General features: G+C 60.8%; 12 protein-coding genes. 9 read left to right on the top strand and 3 right to left on the bottom strand.

Annotated features, from left to right (window positions below):
- Positions 1-8 precede the first annotated feature (8 nt).
- Entirely contained in the window at positions 9-911 is a 903-nt protein-coding gene (locus FJ970_RS19395) for a LysR substrate-binding domain-containing protein (RefSeq protein ID WP_140757435.1), read from the bottom strand.
- A 259-nt stretch (positions 912-1,170) separates the two neighbouring features.
- Here FJ970_RS19395 and FJ970_RS19400 point away from each other — a divergent pair, with 259 nt between their 5' ends.
- The 9 genes from FJ970_RS19400 to FJ970_RS19440 all read left to right on the top strand — a co-directional run bounded on the left by FJ970_RS19400 (position 1,171) and on the right by FJ970_RS19440 (position 11,964).
- Complete coding sequence (locus tag FJ970_RS19400) at positions 1,171-2,685, top strand: leucyl aminopeptidase (protein ID WP_140757434.1); 1,515 nt, start codon at positions 1,171-1,173, stop codon at positions 2,683-2,685.
- Positions 2,686-2,723: 38 nt separating this feature from the next.
- The gene (locus FJ970_RS19405) at positions 2,724-3,629 is read left to right on the top strand and encodes a proline iminopeptidase-family hydrolase (protein ID WP_140757433.1); all 906 of its coding nucleotides are present in this window, start codon (positions 2,724-2,726) and stop codon (positions 3,627-3,629) included.
- Between the two features lie 18 nt (positions 3,630-3,647).
- Positions 3,648-5,309 carry an ABC transporter substrate-binding protein gene (locus FJ970_RS19410; RefSeq protein ID WP_140757432.1) on the top strand — a complete coding sequence of 554 codons (1,662 nt, stop codon included), beginning with the start codon at positions 3,648-3,650 and terminating at the stop codon, positions 5,307-5,309.
- Positions 5,310-5,348: 39 nt separating this feature from the next.
- A complete protein-coding gene (locus tag FJ970_RS19415; RefSeq protein ID WP_140757431.1) occupies positions 5,349-6,365 on the top strand; it encodes an ABC transporter permease in 1,017 nt (338 codons plus the stop codon).
- The gene (locus FJ970_RS19420) at positions 6,365-7,336 is read left to right on the top strand and encodes an ABC transporter permease (protein WP_140757430.1); all 972 of its coding nucleotides are present in this window, start codon (positions 6,365-6,367) and stop codon (positions 7,334-7,336) included. The genes FJ970_RS19415 and FJ970_RS19420 overlap by 1 nt, the downstream gene beginning before the upstream one ends.
- Positions 7,333-8,292, top strand: coding sequence for an ABC transporter ATP-binding protein (locus FJ970_RS19425; RefSeq protein WP_140757429.1), 960 nt, complete (start codon positions 7,333-7,335; stop codon positions 8,290-8,292). Before FJ970_RS19420 ends, FJ970_RS19425 begins: the two co-directional genes overlap by 4 nt.
- Before the next feature lie 8 nt (positions 8,293-8,300).
- Positions 8,301-9,287 carry an ABC transporter ATP-binding protein gene (locus FJ970_RS19430; RefSeq protein ID WP_140757617.1) on the top strand — a complete coding sequence of 329 codons (987 nt, stop codon included), beginning with the start codon at positions 8,301-8,303 and terminating at the stop codon, positions 9,285-9,287.
- A 125-nt stretch (positions 9,288-9,412) separates the two neighbouring features.
- On the top strand, positions 9,413-9,715 hold the full coding sequence (locus FJ970_RS19435) for a DUF982 domain-containing protein (protein WP_140757616.1): 303 nt from the start codon (positions 9,413-9,415) through the stop codon (positions 9,713-9,715).
- Between the two features lie 1,577 nt (positions 9,716-11,292).
- A complete protein-coding gene (locus tag FJ970_RS19440) occupies positions 11,293-11,964 on the top strand; it encodes an outer membrane protein (RefSeq protein ID WP_227791847.1) in 672 nt (223 codons plus the stop codon).
- 587 nt (positions 11,965-12,551) lie between these two features.
- On the opposite strand, the gene FJ970_RS19445 is transcribed toward FJ970_RS19440, so the two are convergent.
- Both FJ970_RS19445 and FJ970_RS19450 read right to left on the bottom strand, forming a co-directional pair.
- Entirely contained in the window at positions 12,552-13,085 is a 534-nt protein-coding gene (locus FJ970_RS19445; RefSeq protein WP_181178831.1) for a DUF4142 domain-containing protein, read from the bottom strand.
- 614 nt (positions 13,086-13,699) lie between these two features.
- Positions 13,700-14,494 (bottom strand): class I SAM-dependent methyltransferase, encoded by a 795-nt coding sequence (locus tag FJ970_RS19450; RefSeq protein ID WP_140765523.1) that lies wholly within the window; start codon positions 14,492-14,494, stop codon positions 13,700-13,702.
- Positions 14,495-15,505 lie beyond the last annotated feature (1,011 nt).

Consider the following 15,505-nt stretch of genomic DNA (forward strand, 5'->3'; position numbering starts at 1 on the left):
GACATGCATTAGGCGATGGCCATGACCCGCTTGTGGTCCTCGACTTCGGAAAGCAGCCAATCCTGAAACAGGCCGGTACCCGGCTTGTTGCCTATGCTGCGACGCTGATGCAGGTAGATGCCGGCCGGATAGGTGTGGCGGGCGCTGAACGGGGCGACCAGCTTGCCCTGCTGCAGCAGATCCTGGGCCATCATCGTGTCGGCAAGCGCTATTCCAGCGCCATTGATCGCCTCGCGCATGATCAGAGTGCAATCATCCAGCGTCGTGCTGGATTTCGGCGTCGTGTCCAAAACGCCTTCCTGCTCCAGCCAGCGCTTCCATCGCATGGTCTCGCATTCGTGGATCAGATGGTGATTGACCAGATCGGCGGGCGATCGCAGCGGCATCGGCCCGTCGAGCAGCGAGGGCGCGCAGACCGGCGTCAGAACCAGCGGGATCAGCAGCGTCAGCGCCGGGCCGGCCTTGTAGACGAACTCGTCGACAATGGCCAAATCGAAATTGGCCCGCTTGCCCGATGTCGATATCTCCAGATCCACGGCCGGATGCTGCCGGCGAAAGCTCGGCAACCGGTCCGCCAGCCAAAGGTTCAGAACTGCCGGCACGCACAGGACCCGGACACGCTGGGTCCTGCCGTGGCTCGGGCCGTTGGCGAGACTGACATCGTCGGTAGCGCGCCAGATGGCCTCGAACGCCTCGGAGAGGCTGCGTGCATAGTAAGAGCCCCGGATGGTCGGCGTTATCTGGCGAAAGCCGCGCTCGAACAAATCCTGACCGAGATTCCTTTCAAGCGCACGGATGTGACGGCTGATGGCAGAGGGCGTCAAATGCAGTTCTTCCGCTGCATCCTTGACGCTGCCGAGACGTGCGGCGGCCTCGAAAGCGCGCATGCCATTGAGTGAGGGTAGGGCCATTGGCCGATCATGAATTGTCAGTTGAGTTTTTGTCAATCGACATGGACAAAATTGGCGTTTGATCGCTTGGCCGGTTCAGGGATACCCAAGAGGGAAGAGCAACTAAGTCGTCTTACGAAAACGACTATTTGGGGACTTCGGCACCATTCCACCAACGGCGGCGACCGGCTTGGCCGGCTTCCACCGGTGGCAGGTGAAGCATTGCGCAAGCTGCAAGCGGCGCTTCGGCCAAAGCCCACAATGAGGAGAACGCCCACTTATGCCTCAATCGCCAGTGCCGGTCTTTGAAACGGCGGAAGAGATTTCCGCGGAAACCTCCGTCGTCGTGATCTTGCAGACTGCCCAGACAGGCTTTGGTCCGCGGGCAATGGCACTGGATACCGAAATGGGCGGGATCCTCTCCCGGGCATGTGCCGATACGACCGTCTTGGCCGAATCCGGCACCTGTATCGATGTCATTGCCCCCCAGGCGGTATCGGCCCGTCGCGTGATCGTACTTGCCCTGGGCAAGGCCGAGGCCGTCACCGCGCTCTCCTTGGCGCACGCCGGCGGCCTGCTGGCTGCGCATCTGGAAGGCAAAGGGGAATGCGCGGCTACCCTGGTCCTGGACCCTATTGCAGGCATAGGTCTGCCGGGAGCGGAAATCCTGGCAAGAATAGCGCTTGGCATGCGGCTGCGGCGCTATCGTTTCGACATGCGCAACCGGCGCCAAGGGGCGGGGGCGGATCGGACCCTGCGGGTGCAACTGGTCGGGGCCGGCGGTTCGGAGCTGAATTCGGCACTGGCGCGGATCAATGCCATCGCGGATGGCGTCGAATATGCGCGCACGCTGGTCAACCTGCCGCCGAACCATCTCCATCCCGACAATTTCCACGATCATCTGGAGCCGTTGCACGAAGCTGGCATCGACGTCGAGATACTCGATACGGCAAGGCTGAAGGAACTCGGCATGAACGCGATCCTGGCCGTGGGGTCAGGTTCGGTGCGACCGCCGCGCGTCGCGGTCCTGCGCTATCGCGGCAAGGGTGGCCCCGCACAGCCGCTGGCCTTCGTCGGCAAGGGCGTCTGTTTTGATTCCGGTGGTCTCTGCATAAAGCGCGGCGAGCAGATGTTCGACATGAAGGCCGACATGGGCGGCGCGGCCGCGGTGGTCGGCCTGCTGATCGCGCTGGCCCGGCAAGGCAGCCCGGTGCACGTGGTCGGCGTGCTCGGCATTGCCGAGAACATGCCGTCAGGCACCGCGCTCAAGCCGCGTGACATCATCACGACAGCATCCGGGCAGACCGTGGAAGTGTTCGACACGGATGCGGAAGGACGCCTGATCCTGGCCGACTGCCTCTATTATGCCGCCTCACGCTTCAACCCGTCGGTGATCGTCGATCTCGCCACTTTGACCTATTCGGTGATGCGCGGTCTCGGATCGGTATTCGCCGGCCTCTTCAGCACCGACGATGCCATCGCCTCGCGGATGATCGCGGCCGGAGAAGCGGTCGGCGAGCGGTTCTGGCAGCTGCCGCTCGACCGGGCTTATGACGAGGGGCTGCAATCGCCGTTCGCGGACCTGCGGCATCACGCCAAGGACATGGAAGACGGCGACGCTCCCTACGCCGCGGCGTTCCTGCGTCACTTCACCGAGGATCGGCCCTGGGTGCATCTCGACATTGCCGGCAAGGAACTGGCCGACACGGATCGGCCCCTTGGCAGGCAAGGCGCCACGGCGTTCGGCGTGCAGATGCTGGAAGAATGGGTTCGGTCCAGCCGGGAGGCGAACTAGTGACAAGCAACATGTCTTCAACCGCGCAAGGAGCGAGGATGTTACCGGAGATCGTCACCAGGGAAGGGCGGGCCGGCTTCGGCGATTACGAAACCTGGTATCGGGTCAGCGGCGAGCTCGATGCCGGCAAGGCTCCGGTCGTTATCCTGCATGGCGGGCCGGGCGCCGCCCATAATTATGTCGATGCCTACAAGCTTCTTGCCCGAACAGGCCGTGCCGTCATCCACTACGACCAATTGGGCTGCGGCAATTCCACCTTGCTGCCTGACAGAGGCGCCGATTTCTGGACGCCCAGGCTGTTCATCGACGAACTTGAAAACCTCGTCGATCATCTGGGCATCCGAGGCGGCTTCCACGTGCTCGGACAGAGCTGGGGCGGCATGTTGGGCGCTGAATATGGGGTGACGCGGCCGAAGGGCCTGAAGTCGCTGACCATCGCCAACTCGCCGGCGTCCATGACGCTATGGGTACAGGAGGCCAACCGGCTACGCGCCGACCTGCCCAAGGACGTGCAGGAGACGCTGACCCGGCACGAACAGGCCGGCACGACGGATCATCCGGACTACCAGGCAGCGACGATGGTGTTCTACGAGCGCCATGTCTGCCGGGTCGTGCCGTTCCCGCCCGAAGTGACCGAGACTTTCGCCCAGGTCGTGCGCAATCCGACCGTTTACAACGTCATGAACGGTCCGAACGAATTCCACGTCATCGGAACGCTGAAGAGCTGGAGCATCATCGACCGCTTGCCAGCCATCGATGCTCCCACGCTGATCATCTCCGGCCGTTACGACGAGGCCACGCCTGCGACAGTGCAGCCCTTCAAGGACGGCATCAAGGGATCGCGCTGGCAGATATTCGAGCATTCCAGCCATATGCCGCATGTCGAAGAGCAGGATCTATGCATGCGGGTGGTGGGAGACTTCCTGGACGACAACGACAACTGAGAAAAGGGGAACTACGACATGAAGAAATTGCTCTTGGCGGCGTCGGCCGCGGCATTGCTGGCCGGCATGTGGCTGGCTCCGGCACAGGCCGAATATCTCAAGGAACACCGAGGCGGCACTATTCGCCTGCTGGCCCGCTCGGCCGCCGGAACGCTCGATCCGCATATCAACTACACCGATCAGGGCTGGCAAATGTATCAGCCGATCTATGACGGCCTGGTCGCCTTCCGCAAGGCCGAGGGCATGGACGGCTTCACCATCGTTCCCGATCTGGCCGAGGCGCTGCCGCAGGTCAGCGATGACGGCAAAACCTTCACCTTCAAGCTGCGCAAGGGCATCAAGTTCTCCGACGGCAAGGATCTCGGCGTGAAGGACGTCGTTGCTTCCTTCCAGCGCATCTTCAAGGTCTCCGGACCGACCTCTGGTACATTTTATGCCGGCATCGTCGGCGCCGACAAATGCCTTGCCGACACCAAGAGCTGCACGCTGGAAGGCGGGGTTGTGGGCGACGAAGCGGCCGGCACCGTCACGTTGAACCTCACCAAGCCGGACGCCGAGATTCTCTACAAGCTCGCCTTGCCGCACGCCGTGGTGCTGCCGGCGGACACGCCCGCGGAAGACATGGGCTCCAAGCCCATTCCCAGCACCGGTGCCTACATGATCTCCGCCTTCGATCCCAACAAAGGCATGACGGTGACCCGCAACCCCAACTTCAAGCAGTGGAGCGAGGAAGCCCAGCCGGACGGTTATCCTGATGTCGTCCAGTATGATTTCGGCCTCTCCGAGGAAGCTGCCGTCACCGCGATCCACAACGGCGAAGCCGACTGGATGTTCGACGCACTGCCCAGCGATCGCCTTGGCGAACTTGGCACCAAGGCCATGGACCAGTTGCACATCTCGCCGCTTTCGGCATGGTGGTATGCGCCGCTCAACAATCGGCTGGCACCGTTCGACAATGAAAAGGCGCGCCAGGCCGTTGCCTACGCGGTCGACCGCAACACGCTGGTCAAGCTGTTCGGCGGCAAGGTGCTGGCCTCGCCGGTGTGCCAGGTCCTGCCTCCGGACTTCCCCGGCCACGAGGACTACTGCCCCTTCACCAAGAACCCCGGCGCCAAATGGTCGGCGCCTGACCTCGACAAGGCAAAGCAGCTCGTCGAGGAATCGGGCACCAAGGGCCAGAAGGTGACCATCATCGTCGAGGACACGGCCATTTCACGGTCCATCGGCGTCTATCTGCAGAGCGTGCTGACCACCATCGGCTATGTCGCCGACGTCAAGCCGATCTCTTCCAACATCCAGTTCACCTACATCCAGAACACCAACAACAAAGTGCAGATGTCCGTCACCCAATGGTATAAGGACTATCCCGCGGCTTCGGACTTCCTGAACATCCTGTTCAGCTGCGCCTCCTTCCGCGAAGGTTCGGACGCTTCGATCAACATCGCAGGCTTCTGCGACAAGGATATCGACGCCAAGATGCAAAAGGCACTAGACCTTGGCGTGACCGATCAGAAAGCCGCCGACAAATTGTGGGCCGAAATCGACAGGCAAGTCACGGACAAGGCACCGGCCGTCGGCCTCTTCACGCCGAAGCGGCTCGACTTCGTCAGCAAGCGCGTTGGCAATTTCAAATTCAACCGGCAGTTCAACTGGATGATCACCCAATCCTGGGTACAGTAATGGCCTGGGTGCAGTAACGAACCGCGGAAGGGCACGTCCGTGTCGAACGAAGCTGTCGCCATGCCGCGCAAGACGCGAGGGCCTTGGGCCGTCGCGTTTGCGAAGCTGGCAACGGACAGGGCTGCCATGGCATCCCTGGCCGTGTTCCTCCTCATCGTCCTCGCCTGCCTTAGTGCGCCTCTCTACGCGAAATGGGCTGGCGTGGACCCCTTCGCCTCGACGCTCGACGCCGTCATCCAGATCGACGGCGCCGACGTTCCGGTGATGGAACAATCGACAGAGGGGCTCGGGCTCGGCTACACGCCGCTCGGGCCGACATGGCGGCTCGGCAATTATTTCCTAGGCGCCGACAGCCAGGGGCGCGATGTCATGGCCCGGATGCTCTATGGCGGGCTGAGCTCGCTGCTGATCTCCGGGGCGGCCACGATCTTCACCCTGATTCTAGGCACGGCGGCGGGATTGATCGCGGGATATTTCGGCGGCTTCACCGACACGGTGCTGTCGCGCTTGTTGGATGTGCTGTGGGCGTTTCCGATCTATCTCCTGGCGATTTCGCTTTCCATCGTCACCATCGCGCAAGGCATCTCGATCGGGCCGATCGAGATCGAGTCCGGCAGTCTGTGGCTGCCGGTCATCATCATCGGCATCGTCTACATACCCTACGTGGCGCGTCCGATACGCGGGCAGGTCCTGTCGCTGCGCCACAGCGAGTTCGTGCTCGCCGCGATCAATCTGGGGGTGCCGGGGCCGCGGATCCTGTGGCGCGACATCCTGCCCAACATCACCACCACGCTGATCGTCTTCGTGCCGTTGATGATGGCACTGAACATGCTGACGGAATCGGCGCTTTCCTTCCTGTCGATCGGCGTGCAGCCGCCCGCGGCGAGTTGGGGCACCATCATCCAGGACGGCCAGGCGCTGCTTTACACCAGGCCGTTGGTGGCGCTTGTACCGGGCCTGGCGATCGCGGTTTCCGTGATGGCGCTCAATGTCTGCGGCGACGGCCTGCGCGACGCGCTCGACCCACGCTCCAAGGTTCGGCTGGGGCGCGACTGATGATCTACGCCATCCTGCGCCGTTTCGGTCAGATGCTGTTCGTGATGTTCGGCATCTCGGTCATCGTCTTTTTGATCTTCTTCGCGACGCCGGGGGCCGACCCGGCGGCGCGCATCGCCGGCCGCAATGCGTCGCCCGAGGTGCTGGAGGCGGTACGCCACAGCTTCGGCTTCGACCGGCCGCTCTACGTGCAATATGTGAAGATGATGGAGAAGATCTTCGTCACCGGCGATCTGACCTCCTTCGTCAATCGTGGCTGGAAGGTGGTGCCGGCGGTGATGGATTCGATCCCCGTCACACTCTCGCTGGTGTTCGGAGCGGCTCTCCTGTGGGTGGTTGTCTCGATCATGATCGGCATCGTCGCCGCCGCCAGCCGCGACAGCTGGCTGGACAAGTTGCTGATGGCGTTGGGTCTGCTCGGCATTTCCATGCCGGTCTACTGGCTGGGAGAGGTGATGAACCTGATCACCCAGAGCCGCTACCACGACAGCTGGGCGTTCTCCTGGGTGCCGCCGCTCGGCTACAAGAATTTTTCCGACGATCCGAAAGGCTGGTTCCTGACGCTGGTCATACCCTGGATCACGCTGGCCATCCTCTACATCGGCATCTATGGGCGGGTGTTGCGAGCGGCCATCATCGAATCCCTGCAGAAAGACTATATCCGCACGGCCCGGGCCAAGGGCCTGTCGGAGACCCGCATCCTGCTGCGCCATGCCTTGCGCACGTCGCTCATCGCCTTCGTAACCTTGTTCGGCCTCGACTTCGGAGCGTTGGTGGGCGGCTCGGCCCTGCTGACCGAGGTGGTGTTCGGGCTGCACGGCATCGGCAAGCTCACCTATGACGCGCTGCAGAACCTCGATCTGCCGATGATCATGGCGACGGTGATGTACGCTTCCATGTTCGTGGTAGTCGCCAACGCGGTTGTCGATTTCGTCTACATCCTTCTCGATCCGCGCCTGAGGACATCATGATATTGTCGGTGCGTGATCTCCGGGTATCCTTCCGGACCGATGACGGCCTGGTGAGGGCCATCGATGGCGTTTCCTTCGATCTCGCGGAAAGCGAAATTCTCGGTGTCGTCGGCGAGTCCGGCTCCGGCAAGACAGTGTCGCTGCTTGCGGTGATGGGCCTGATCACCGACCCCAACGCAATCATCGAAGGCTCGATCCGCTACAAGGGCCGCGAGTTGGTCGGACTGCCGCCGCGCGAACTCAGGCGCCTGCGGGGCAACGAGATCGCGATGATCTTCCAGGATCCGATGACGGCGCTGACGCCGGTCTACACCATCGGCTGGCAGATCGCCGAACAGATCCGCGCGCATCGCAACATCAGCAAATCGAAGGCAATGGAGCGGGTGGAGGAACTTCTGGCCGAGGTGAACTTCCCCAACCCCCACGAAGCGATGTCGCGCTATCCGCATCAGCTCTCCGGCGGCATGCGCCAACGGGCGGTGATTGCGATGGCACTGTCCTGCAACCCGGCGCTGCTGGTGGCGGACGAGCCGACCACGGCGCTCGACGTCACCGTGCAGGCCGGCATTCTCGATCTCGTGCGCAAGCTGCGCGCCACGCACAAATCGGCCGTCGTCTTCATCACGCATGACATGGGCGTGGTCTCCGAACTCGCCGATCGAGTCATGGTCATGTATGCCGGCCGCATCGTCGAACGCGGCAGCCGCACGGAGTTGTTTTCCGACCCGCGACACCCCTATACGCGTGCATTGCTTGGTTCGATCCCGCCGCTGACTGGTGCGAAACCCCGCCGCCTGCCAGCCATCCCCGGGTCACCGCCATCGCTGCTGCGGTTGCCGCAAGGCTGTGCCTTCGGCCCGCGTTGCCCGGTCCGGTACGAACCCTGTCTAACCGGCAAGCCCGACCTTGGCGCCGCCACGCACGCGGCGGCCTGCTTTCGGGTGGCGCAGACATGAGCGGACCGATGATCGACAACGACCGTCCAATCCTCGAAACGCGCTCGCTCGGCAAGCGCTTCTCGATCGGCACCCGTTTTTCCGCCGAAGGCAGGCGAACCGTCCACGCGGTCGACAATGTCTCCCTGATGGTGCGGCGCGGAGAAACCGTCGGATTGGTCGGGGAGTCCGGATGTGGCAAGTCCACGCTGGCGCGCTGTCTGGTTAGGCTCTACGACATTTCAGACGGTGAGCTTCTGTTCGAAGGCAACGACATCACCTCGAAGTCGCTGTCCGAACTGAGGCCCCTGCGGCGGCGCCTGCAGATGGTATTCCAGGACCCGTCGGCCTCGCTCAATCCGCGCCGGCGCGTCGGCGATCTCGTGGCCGAACCGTTGCGCATCCATGGCAGGCTCTCATCGCGCGAGATCACCAACCGCGTCGCGGAACTCTTCGACCTCGTCGGACTGTTGCCGGACCATGTCATGCGCTTTCCCCACGAATTCTCGGGCGGGCAGCGCCAGCGTGTCGGCATAGCGCGCGCCATCGCCCTCAATCCCGATCTCGTCGTTCTCGACGAACCGGTCTCCGCGCTCGACGTGTCCGTACAGGCGCAGATCGTCAACCTGCTTGCCGACCTTCAGGAGAAGCTGGACCTCACCTATGTCTTCATCGCCCACGACCTGTCCGTGGTGCGTCAGGTCTCGAGCCGCATCGCGGTCATGTATCTCGGCTCGATCGTCGAGGAGGGGTCCGCGGAAGAGGTGTTTTCAGCCCCGGCCCACCCTTACAGCCAGGCGCTGATCTCGGCTGTTCCCGTCGTCGAGACTACGCCCGGCGGGACGCGCAAGCGGATCATCCTGACAGGCGACGTACCGAGCCCGCTCAAGCCGCCATCCGGCTGCCGGTTCCATCCCCGATGCCCAATAGCGGTTGAGCGCTGCCGCACAGAGCGGCCGGAGCTGAGGGAGTATAGGCCCGGCCGCAAGGTGGCGTGCCACTTTCCGACGGTATAGGCGACATCGCTCATCGATCCGACCGCCAGATTCTTCAAAAATTCAGTTTTTCGCATGGAACCAACCGCCGGGCGGCGCGTTACATGGGGTTCGGTCGAGCGCATCTCGATCGACCGGAGGAAACAATGGACTACCTGCATTTCTTTTCGCCCGTGCGAATATCGCGCGGGCAGGGGTACCCTGTAGAAGAAGTGGACAGCGTCGCCGAGGCGATGGTTTTCTTGCGCAAATGGCCGACAGGACGGCGCGGGCCTGTGTATCAGTGCGCGCTGAATTGCTGCTCGGCCGCCTTGTCGGGACAGATGTCGGCGGAGGAAGCAAGAAAGGCGTTCACCGGCTTTGCCCGGATCACGCGGCTTCTCGACGATGACACGGCTCTACCGATGGGCAGCGACAGCAAGGCAAGCATACACGCGCTGCGGCGGTAGCCGCCGCGGCCTTTACTGTTGGTGGATCGCGCCCGTTGCGGGCGCGATGTCGCTTGCGCTGCGCTTCGGGGCAAGCCGTCCCCGGCAAACCTGCGGCCGGAGGCGATGACATCGGCATAGTAGCTGCGAATGGCTTCGTGGCCGCGCGGAAACCATCCACCGCCACAGTCGATCACCCCATCCGGTTCGAACAGCGCCGTCATACCATGGACGTCGCCCGCATGTTGCCGCGCAATCAGCAACGGCTCCTGCGGATCGTAGACCGGGTTTCTCAGACTCGGGTCGCTCATCGCCGTAACTCCATTGTTGAGACGGGGTCCGGCGCAATTGGCTCAGACATACCCGGCAAGTCGAGGATTCCTTGGTTCAGCAAGCAATCGTCCGCACCTACGCTGATGACCAAGGACGGCAGACAGTTTGATTGCGGCAATAAATACGCTACATGTCGCGGCAGAACCCGATCCGCCTGGACGGATCGCCTGGAAAACCAATCCGAACAACATGTTGAATGCAAAACTCGCAATCGCCCCGATGATGGACAGGGCAGATAGATAAGTAAAATCAGATGGTTGCGGAAGGTCGTGTGCAAAAATCGCACACGAAAGTTCTGCTTCTCTTCCATTTTCGTTCTTGCGACAGACTAGCCGAGTTGCCGCTCAACGCGCCCTATTGCATACGCGCTTGCCGAGCGATCATTTGCGCTAGCCTATCCACTGTTCGCCACCGGCCAGTTTTGTACAGATGAACAACTAGGCTCCAGCAGGCTCTTGGACGTCTGGAGGAAACGAGAGGGTAAGAGGCGGCCCACGGCGTTCGAGGTTCAACTCGAAGTGGCTCCCCGGGCCGGACGAAACTGCGAACTATGAGCTGCCGATCCCCTTCAAAACCAAGCCAAAGCCCTCCGGCGGGTTCGAAAGCGTGATCGCGACCGCGCCGTCTTGCTCGCTATCGACAAGGGCGAAGTCCGGACAAAAGGCCTGACCGACATCGGCGTTCCTCGCTGGTACCTCGCCCGCATGTGCGGAGAGCGGCTATTCATTAAGGTATGCTACGGAACCTGTCGCGCCAGAGATCGCGAGGCATGACCAGTTCGTTGCCAAACCGGTTTGCGAAGGGGAGCATTGCTGGCGTTCCAGGCGCGGTACTCGCTTCGTCCAAGCGCGGATCGTCGGGCTCTTCGGCTGCTCGGATTGCAGGGCTGCGGGCCGTGACCGCCGGCCGGTGTTCTTCACACTCACTCCTGACTACGAAGGCTAGCAGCAGGCGCTCAACCGCGACTGGAAGCCGACGTTCCCATAGCGTCACCTCTGCAGCGGCCCGGCACTCGCGAGCGGGGGCGGCCAGCAAATACCGGGCCTAACCGGCGCTGTTGCCTAGTCGCGTCGGCTGCAACTCTTATGCGCTTCCGCTAATATGGGCGAAGCATGCGATTGAAGGAGATCAAAGGCCTGGCGACGGAGCGACGCCCGGCCGGTGCGTGGCCCCGGCTGTAAATATTTCACCTTGTTGCAAAAGTAGCGCAGACTTTTCATGGGAAAATGCGCCAAACTGGAAGTTGACGATTTGGAGACGAAGGCATGAAACTCAGGCTCATCTGTTCCGCGGCGTTTCTGGCAGCCTCTTCTCCAGTCCTGGCGGCCGACTTGGTTGAGCCAGTGGCCGCCATGCCGTACTCGTGGACAGGCTTCTATGTCGGCGCTCAAGTCGGTGGCGCCTGGAATGACAGCCGTTGGTCGCCGGCAAGCTCTCCGGGCTTTGTTCCCTTTAATACAAACGGGTCCGGAGCCGTGTACGGCGGGCAGATCGGCTACAACTATCAGATCAACCAATTCGTCATTGGCATTGAGGGCAACTTCGCAGGCTCTACCGTAAAGGGCGATAGTCAATGTCCGGCCACGCCTGGGTCGGTCTGCCAAACCAAGCAGGACTATCTGGGTTCGGTGCGCGGACGCCTTGGGTACGCAATCGATCGGGTGCTTATCTATGGCGATGGCGGCGTTGCATTCAGCAAGTACAAGTTTGCCGAGACGCAGCTTTTGTTGCAATCTTTTGGGGGTGGGTCTCGGGTGGGTTGGACGGCTGGTCTCGGCGTTGAATACGCTTTCAATGAACATTGGACCGCTGGCGTCGAATGGAATTATTACGATTTTGGCTCGAAAGATGGCGCGAGCAGCCTAGATCCGGCCTTCGTGCTCAGCGCTCGCGAGACCGAGAACACTGTCGTCGCCAGAATTAACTACAAATTCTGAGAGTACGTGTCGGTCGCTTAAGCAGAATTCTTTCGCCGGGCGATAGTGTACGCGAATTCTTGCCCGCCAACCTCGTCGGTCACTCGGACCCAGTCCTTCGCCCATCTTTTAAAGACAGTCTTGCAGGCATTCATTTCCGATGCAGCCGAATCAGGACTATTCGCTTGGACTTCCTTAGACCGAATGACGCGATCATAGTGCATTTCCGCAACAACATAGACAGGCATGCGACCTACCCAACAATGCTATATTTCCCCAATAGGTAGTATTGCGCAGCGCATGATCGACCGCAAGTGGTAGGCCGTATTGGAGCCATATCGCGGAATGTGCTATGGTTCTCTTCGTGGGCAAAAGGCAACGCGGGCTGGGGAAGAGGCTCGTGGAGCGAAGTTGACTGCCCAGTATCCGGTTTGGCTGGGCTTCTTGGAAGCTTTTCGAACTTTTTGCCTCGCCCCTCCAGGTGAATTGCGGGCGTTTGTGAAGGAGGTCGGGATTTAAAAGCTATCGGATAACTTTTGTTGACGCACTCACTCTTTGGACCAGTACCTTCTGGAGTTAGCCATGGCGTCGGCGAAAATTCACGACCCCTAATGCGCTTTGGTCAAGATCCTGGTCTGATCCTGCCTGAGGCTGGCCAATTCGTTGGTCGCGTACTGTTGAACTGAGCGGTCGTGGGAAGCGGCCGCTGCGTTGAAATGGGCTATAAAATAGCGGTAATCGCCTATTTCGTGGCGAATGAAGCTTTTATCGAAATTTGCGCTCGGAATTGATGCAAAGCGATTTTGGACCCTGAGATGCGTCGCCGACAGCCTGCTTGAAAGCGCAACGCCCAACCGGCTTGCAGTCTGTCTCAGCCGGGCCTCAGCCTGACGATGCCGCCCGAGAAGATAGGTGCCGAGTTCTCGGACCGCAGGGAGCTGCGCCCGCCTTTCTGCAATCCTTCCCATGTCCTGCTGTTGAATTTCGATTTGAATCGCCCACTCCAGGAAGGCACGGTCAGAGCGGCTCTGGGAACAAGCCGGCGTGGCTGCTGAAATTCCAGCAGCAAGCAGCAGTCCAAGAAGTGCCCGGAGCGGCCCGTTGCGAGGATGATCAGCAACTCGAGCGATAGCGTGCTTCACGTCATTGATCCATCGGTCTTGATTTAACGACAGTCTAACAAGGCAGCCCGTGCAACGGTTCCCTTCCATGCGATGAAAACGGTGGCTGCCGAAGGCCGAGCGGCAGCGCGAACAACCTGGATCGAATCGCCTGCGAAGCATTCCCACCACCAAAGGGCTCGTTGATGGAAGCTCGGGCGTGAAGGTTCGAGCCGTTGGCCAAGCCGAATACCTTGATTCGTACCGAGCGGCTTCATACGCTCATCGAGCGGCTGAAGGGCATCAACGAGATGGCCGATGAGGCCGTGACAAGGCAATCACGGAAGCCGTGCTTGATGTTGGTGGCGTAGCACCGCAAAGCTGGTGCGAGATTGACGTTGCCCCCAGTTTCTATCCAGTTCTGAGTTCGTTTCCGGCGTTGGGTGTGCCCTGCTGGGCGGATGGAGCGACGGGCGCTGGCGCGGAGCCGTTGGCGTAGCGCAGCGCGAGGGCTATCTGTTGTAGGGTCCAAGTAACTTTCTGCGGCTCGCGGCGCCGAGCCGTTTGTTCAGCGCGGGCAAATTTACACTGCCACGATAGTCATCCCAATGGCTGCTGGCGTGCCTGAGATAGCACATCGATCTTGATGGCCGCATTCACCGCTTGCAAAGTCGCGCCACTAGGCCCCGAAAACCGAAGGGCAACCAAACCGTTTGAATATCGATTCGATCTGTTGCAAATGCACTCTGTCTCAAGAAATCTTCCAATCCTTTCCGATCAAATGTTTGTCGGGTTTCCGGACCAATGAATTGCAACCTCCTCCTGGAAGAGCAATCCGTCGCATAGATCGACATTGTTCCGCCCGGGCGGAGAACCCTGCGGGCCTCCGCGAGGGCAGTTCCGATCGGCAAACAAAAATAGATTACGTTTACGGCCAGAACCTTGTTGACCGAGACGCTTTCCAGCGGCAGTCGCTCGAAGGTCCCCTGGATCAGTTTCAGCTTTCCATGTTGAATTGCGGCTCGATTTCGGGCTTGCGCTTGGCGAAGCATGACCGGAGATAGGTCCACCCCGGTAATGGTGCCGCTGCGGACTCGTTTGGACATCTCCTTGAGCGCGAAACCCGGTCCGAATCCGATTTCGAGCACATCATCCTGTTCGGCGATGTCCAATATTTCGATAGCGCGCCTGTTGGGCAGATGATTTATCAGCCCCATAACCGCCCCTGTCACGCGCCCGCACATACCCTCCGGCATAGAAAACTGCTGGGCGATAAAGTTATGCAAGCCCAGGGTGCCATCAAGGGTTTTCAAGACCGACTCACGCTGCGGAACCGGAGGGGTGCACGGATAAGGCGCGCCTTGAAGGCCAAGCCCATAGTCTCCGGTGCATCTGTCGACCCTTTGAACCAATTGCATTACCAGCGGTTCCTGGTTTGTTTTATCCAACATTCATTCTTGCTTCCGGTTGGAAGCCGACCAAGATGCGTCATTGGCAAGTCAACGATCGGGGGCGACAAATAGGCCCGTCGAGCAAATGATCGGCGAAGTCATGAAGCGCCAGAGTGGCTTTTGGCCATCATGCAATTCGGAGCATGGACCGATGTAAGCCTAGTCCACATATAGCCATTGCGCGACTCACAAATCCGTATGGTTTGGAAGCGGCCAGTCGCTACATGGCGTAGCTCGGCCGAGCACGGACGGCGAAACCGATCAGCCGGATGGCGAGAGGTAGAACGCTACGCCGGCCGCCATCATTGCCGGTTATCGTGGAACAGGCTCTATGCCGTGCCGGTCAGAAAACAATCAGCCCATTCTGTCCATCACGAACGCGATGACGTTTTCTGGCGGAGTGGTATCTACGACCACGAACACACGCCGACGACGACGGAGCCGTCGCGCTAAGTTCTGCCGCCACTGCACTAACGTGGCCGACGAGGGTCAATATTGCAAAGCCCGCTCCCGCGAGGAGTGGATCGCAGGAGTCAATGCGATCAGGAAGTCCGGTGCTCCGGTGAAGGACCATACCACGACCAGGTGTCCGGACGGCCGGATTGCTCTGCCTGTCCGCATTGGCAGGCTCGATCCTTACGAAACCGTAAGTTACCGGACAACTGCCGGCAAGGATACTCTCTAGTATATAAGGTCAGCGGTACGCGAAGTGCCCTTCTGCGGCTTCTCTCACAGGCGGCGCGGCGCGTGCTGGAGCCACAACCTGTCATCGCACCGTGCTTTTCGGAGGGGAAGGTGCAGGGCCGAACGTCAAGTCCCCATACGATCCCGTCCATCCCCTGTTGGAGTTTCCTATTCGGCGCGGTGCTCCTCCTTCCTCAGCGATACCCTGCTGTCCTGGGCGCTCGTCTTGATCGTCATTCTCGTTCTCGACCGGCTGATACTCCAGCGGAAGGCGGGCGTCGTTTTCGAATCCTTGAAAGCATGGGTTACGGGCGAATCGAGGGAGCC

This window comes from Mesorhizobium sp. B2-1-8 (assembly GCF_006442545.2).
GTDB lineage: Bacteria > Pseudomonadota > Alphaproteobacteria > Rhizobiales > Rhizobiaceae > Mesorhizobium.

Bases quoted from the DNA above. Each gene is read 5' to 3' on its own strand.
- FJ970_RS19395 (WP_140757435.1), bottom strand. From the start codon at position 911: ATGGCCCTACCCTCACTCAATGGCATGCGCGCTTTCGAGGCCGCCGCA.
- FJ970_RS19400 (WP_140757434.1), top strand. From the start codon at position 1,171: ATGCCTCAATCGCCAGTGCCGGTCTTTGAAACGGCGGAAGAGATTTCC.
- FJ970_RS19405 (WP_140757433.1), top strand. From the start codon at position 2,724: ATGTTACCGGAGATCGTCACCAGGGAAGGGCGGGCCGGCTTCGGCGAT.
- FJ970_RS19410 (WP_140757432.1), top strand. From the start codon at position 3,648: ATGAAGAAATTGCTCTTGGCGGCGTCGGCCGCGGCATTGCTGGCCGGC.
- FJ970_RS19420 (WP_140757430.1), top strand. From the start codon at position 6,365: ATGATCTACGCCATCCTGCGCCGTTTCGGTCAGATGCTGTTCGTGATG.
- FJ970_RS19425 (WP_140757429.1), top strand. From the start codon at position 7,333: ATGATATTGTCGGTGCGTGATCTCCGGGTATCCTTCCGGACCGATGAC.
- FJ970_RS19430 (WP_140757617.1), top strand. From the start codon at position 8,301: ATGATCGACAACGACCGTCCAATCCTCGAAACGCGCTCGCTCGGCAAG.
- FJ970_RS19435 (WP_140757616.1), top strand. From the start codon at position 9,413: ATGGACTACCTGCATTTCTTTTCGCCCGTGCGAATATCGCGCGGGCAG.
- FJ970_RS19440 (WP_227791847.1), top strand. From the start codon at position 11,293: ATGAAACTCAGGCTCATCTGTTCCGCGGCGTTTCTGGCAGCCTCTTCT.
- FJ970_RS19450 (WP_140765523.1), bottom strand. From the start codon at position 14,494: ATGTTGGATAAAACAAACCAGGAACCGCTGGTAATGCAATTGGTTCAA.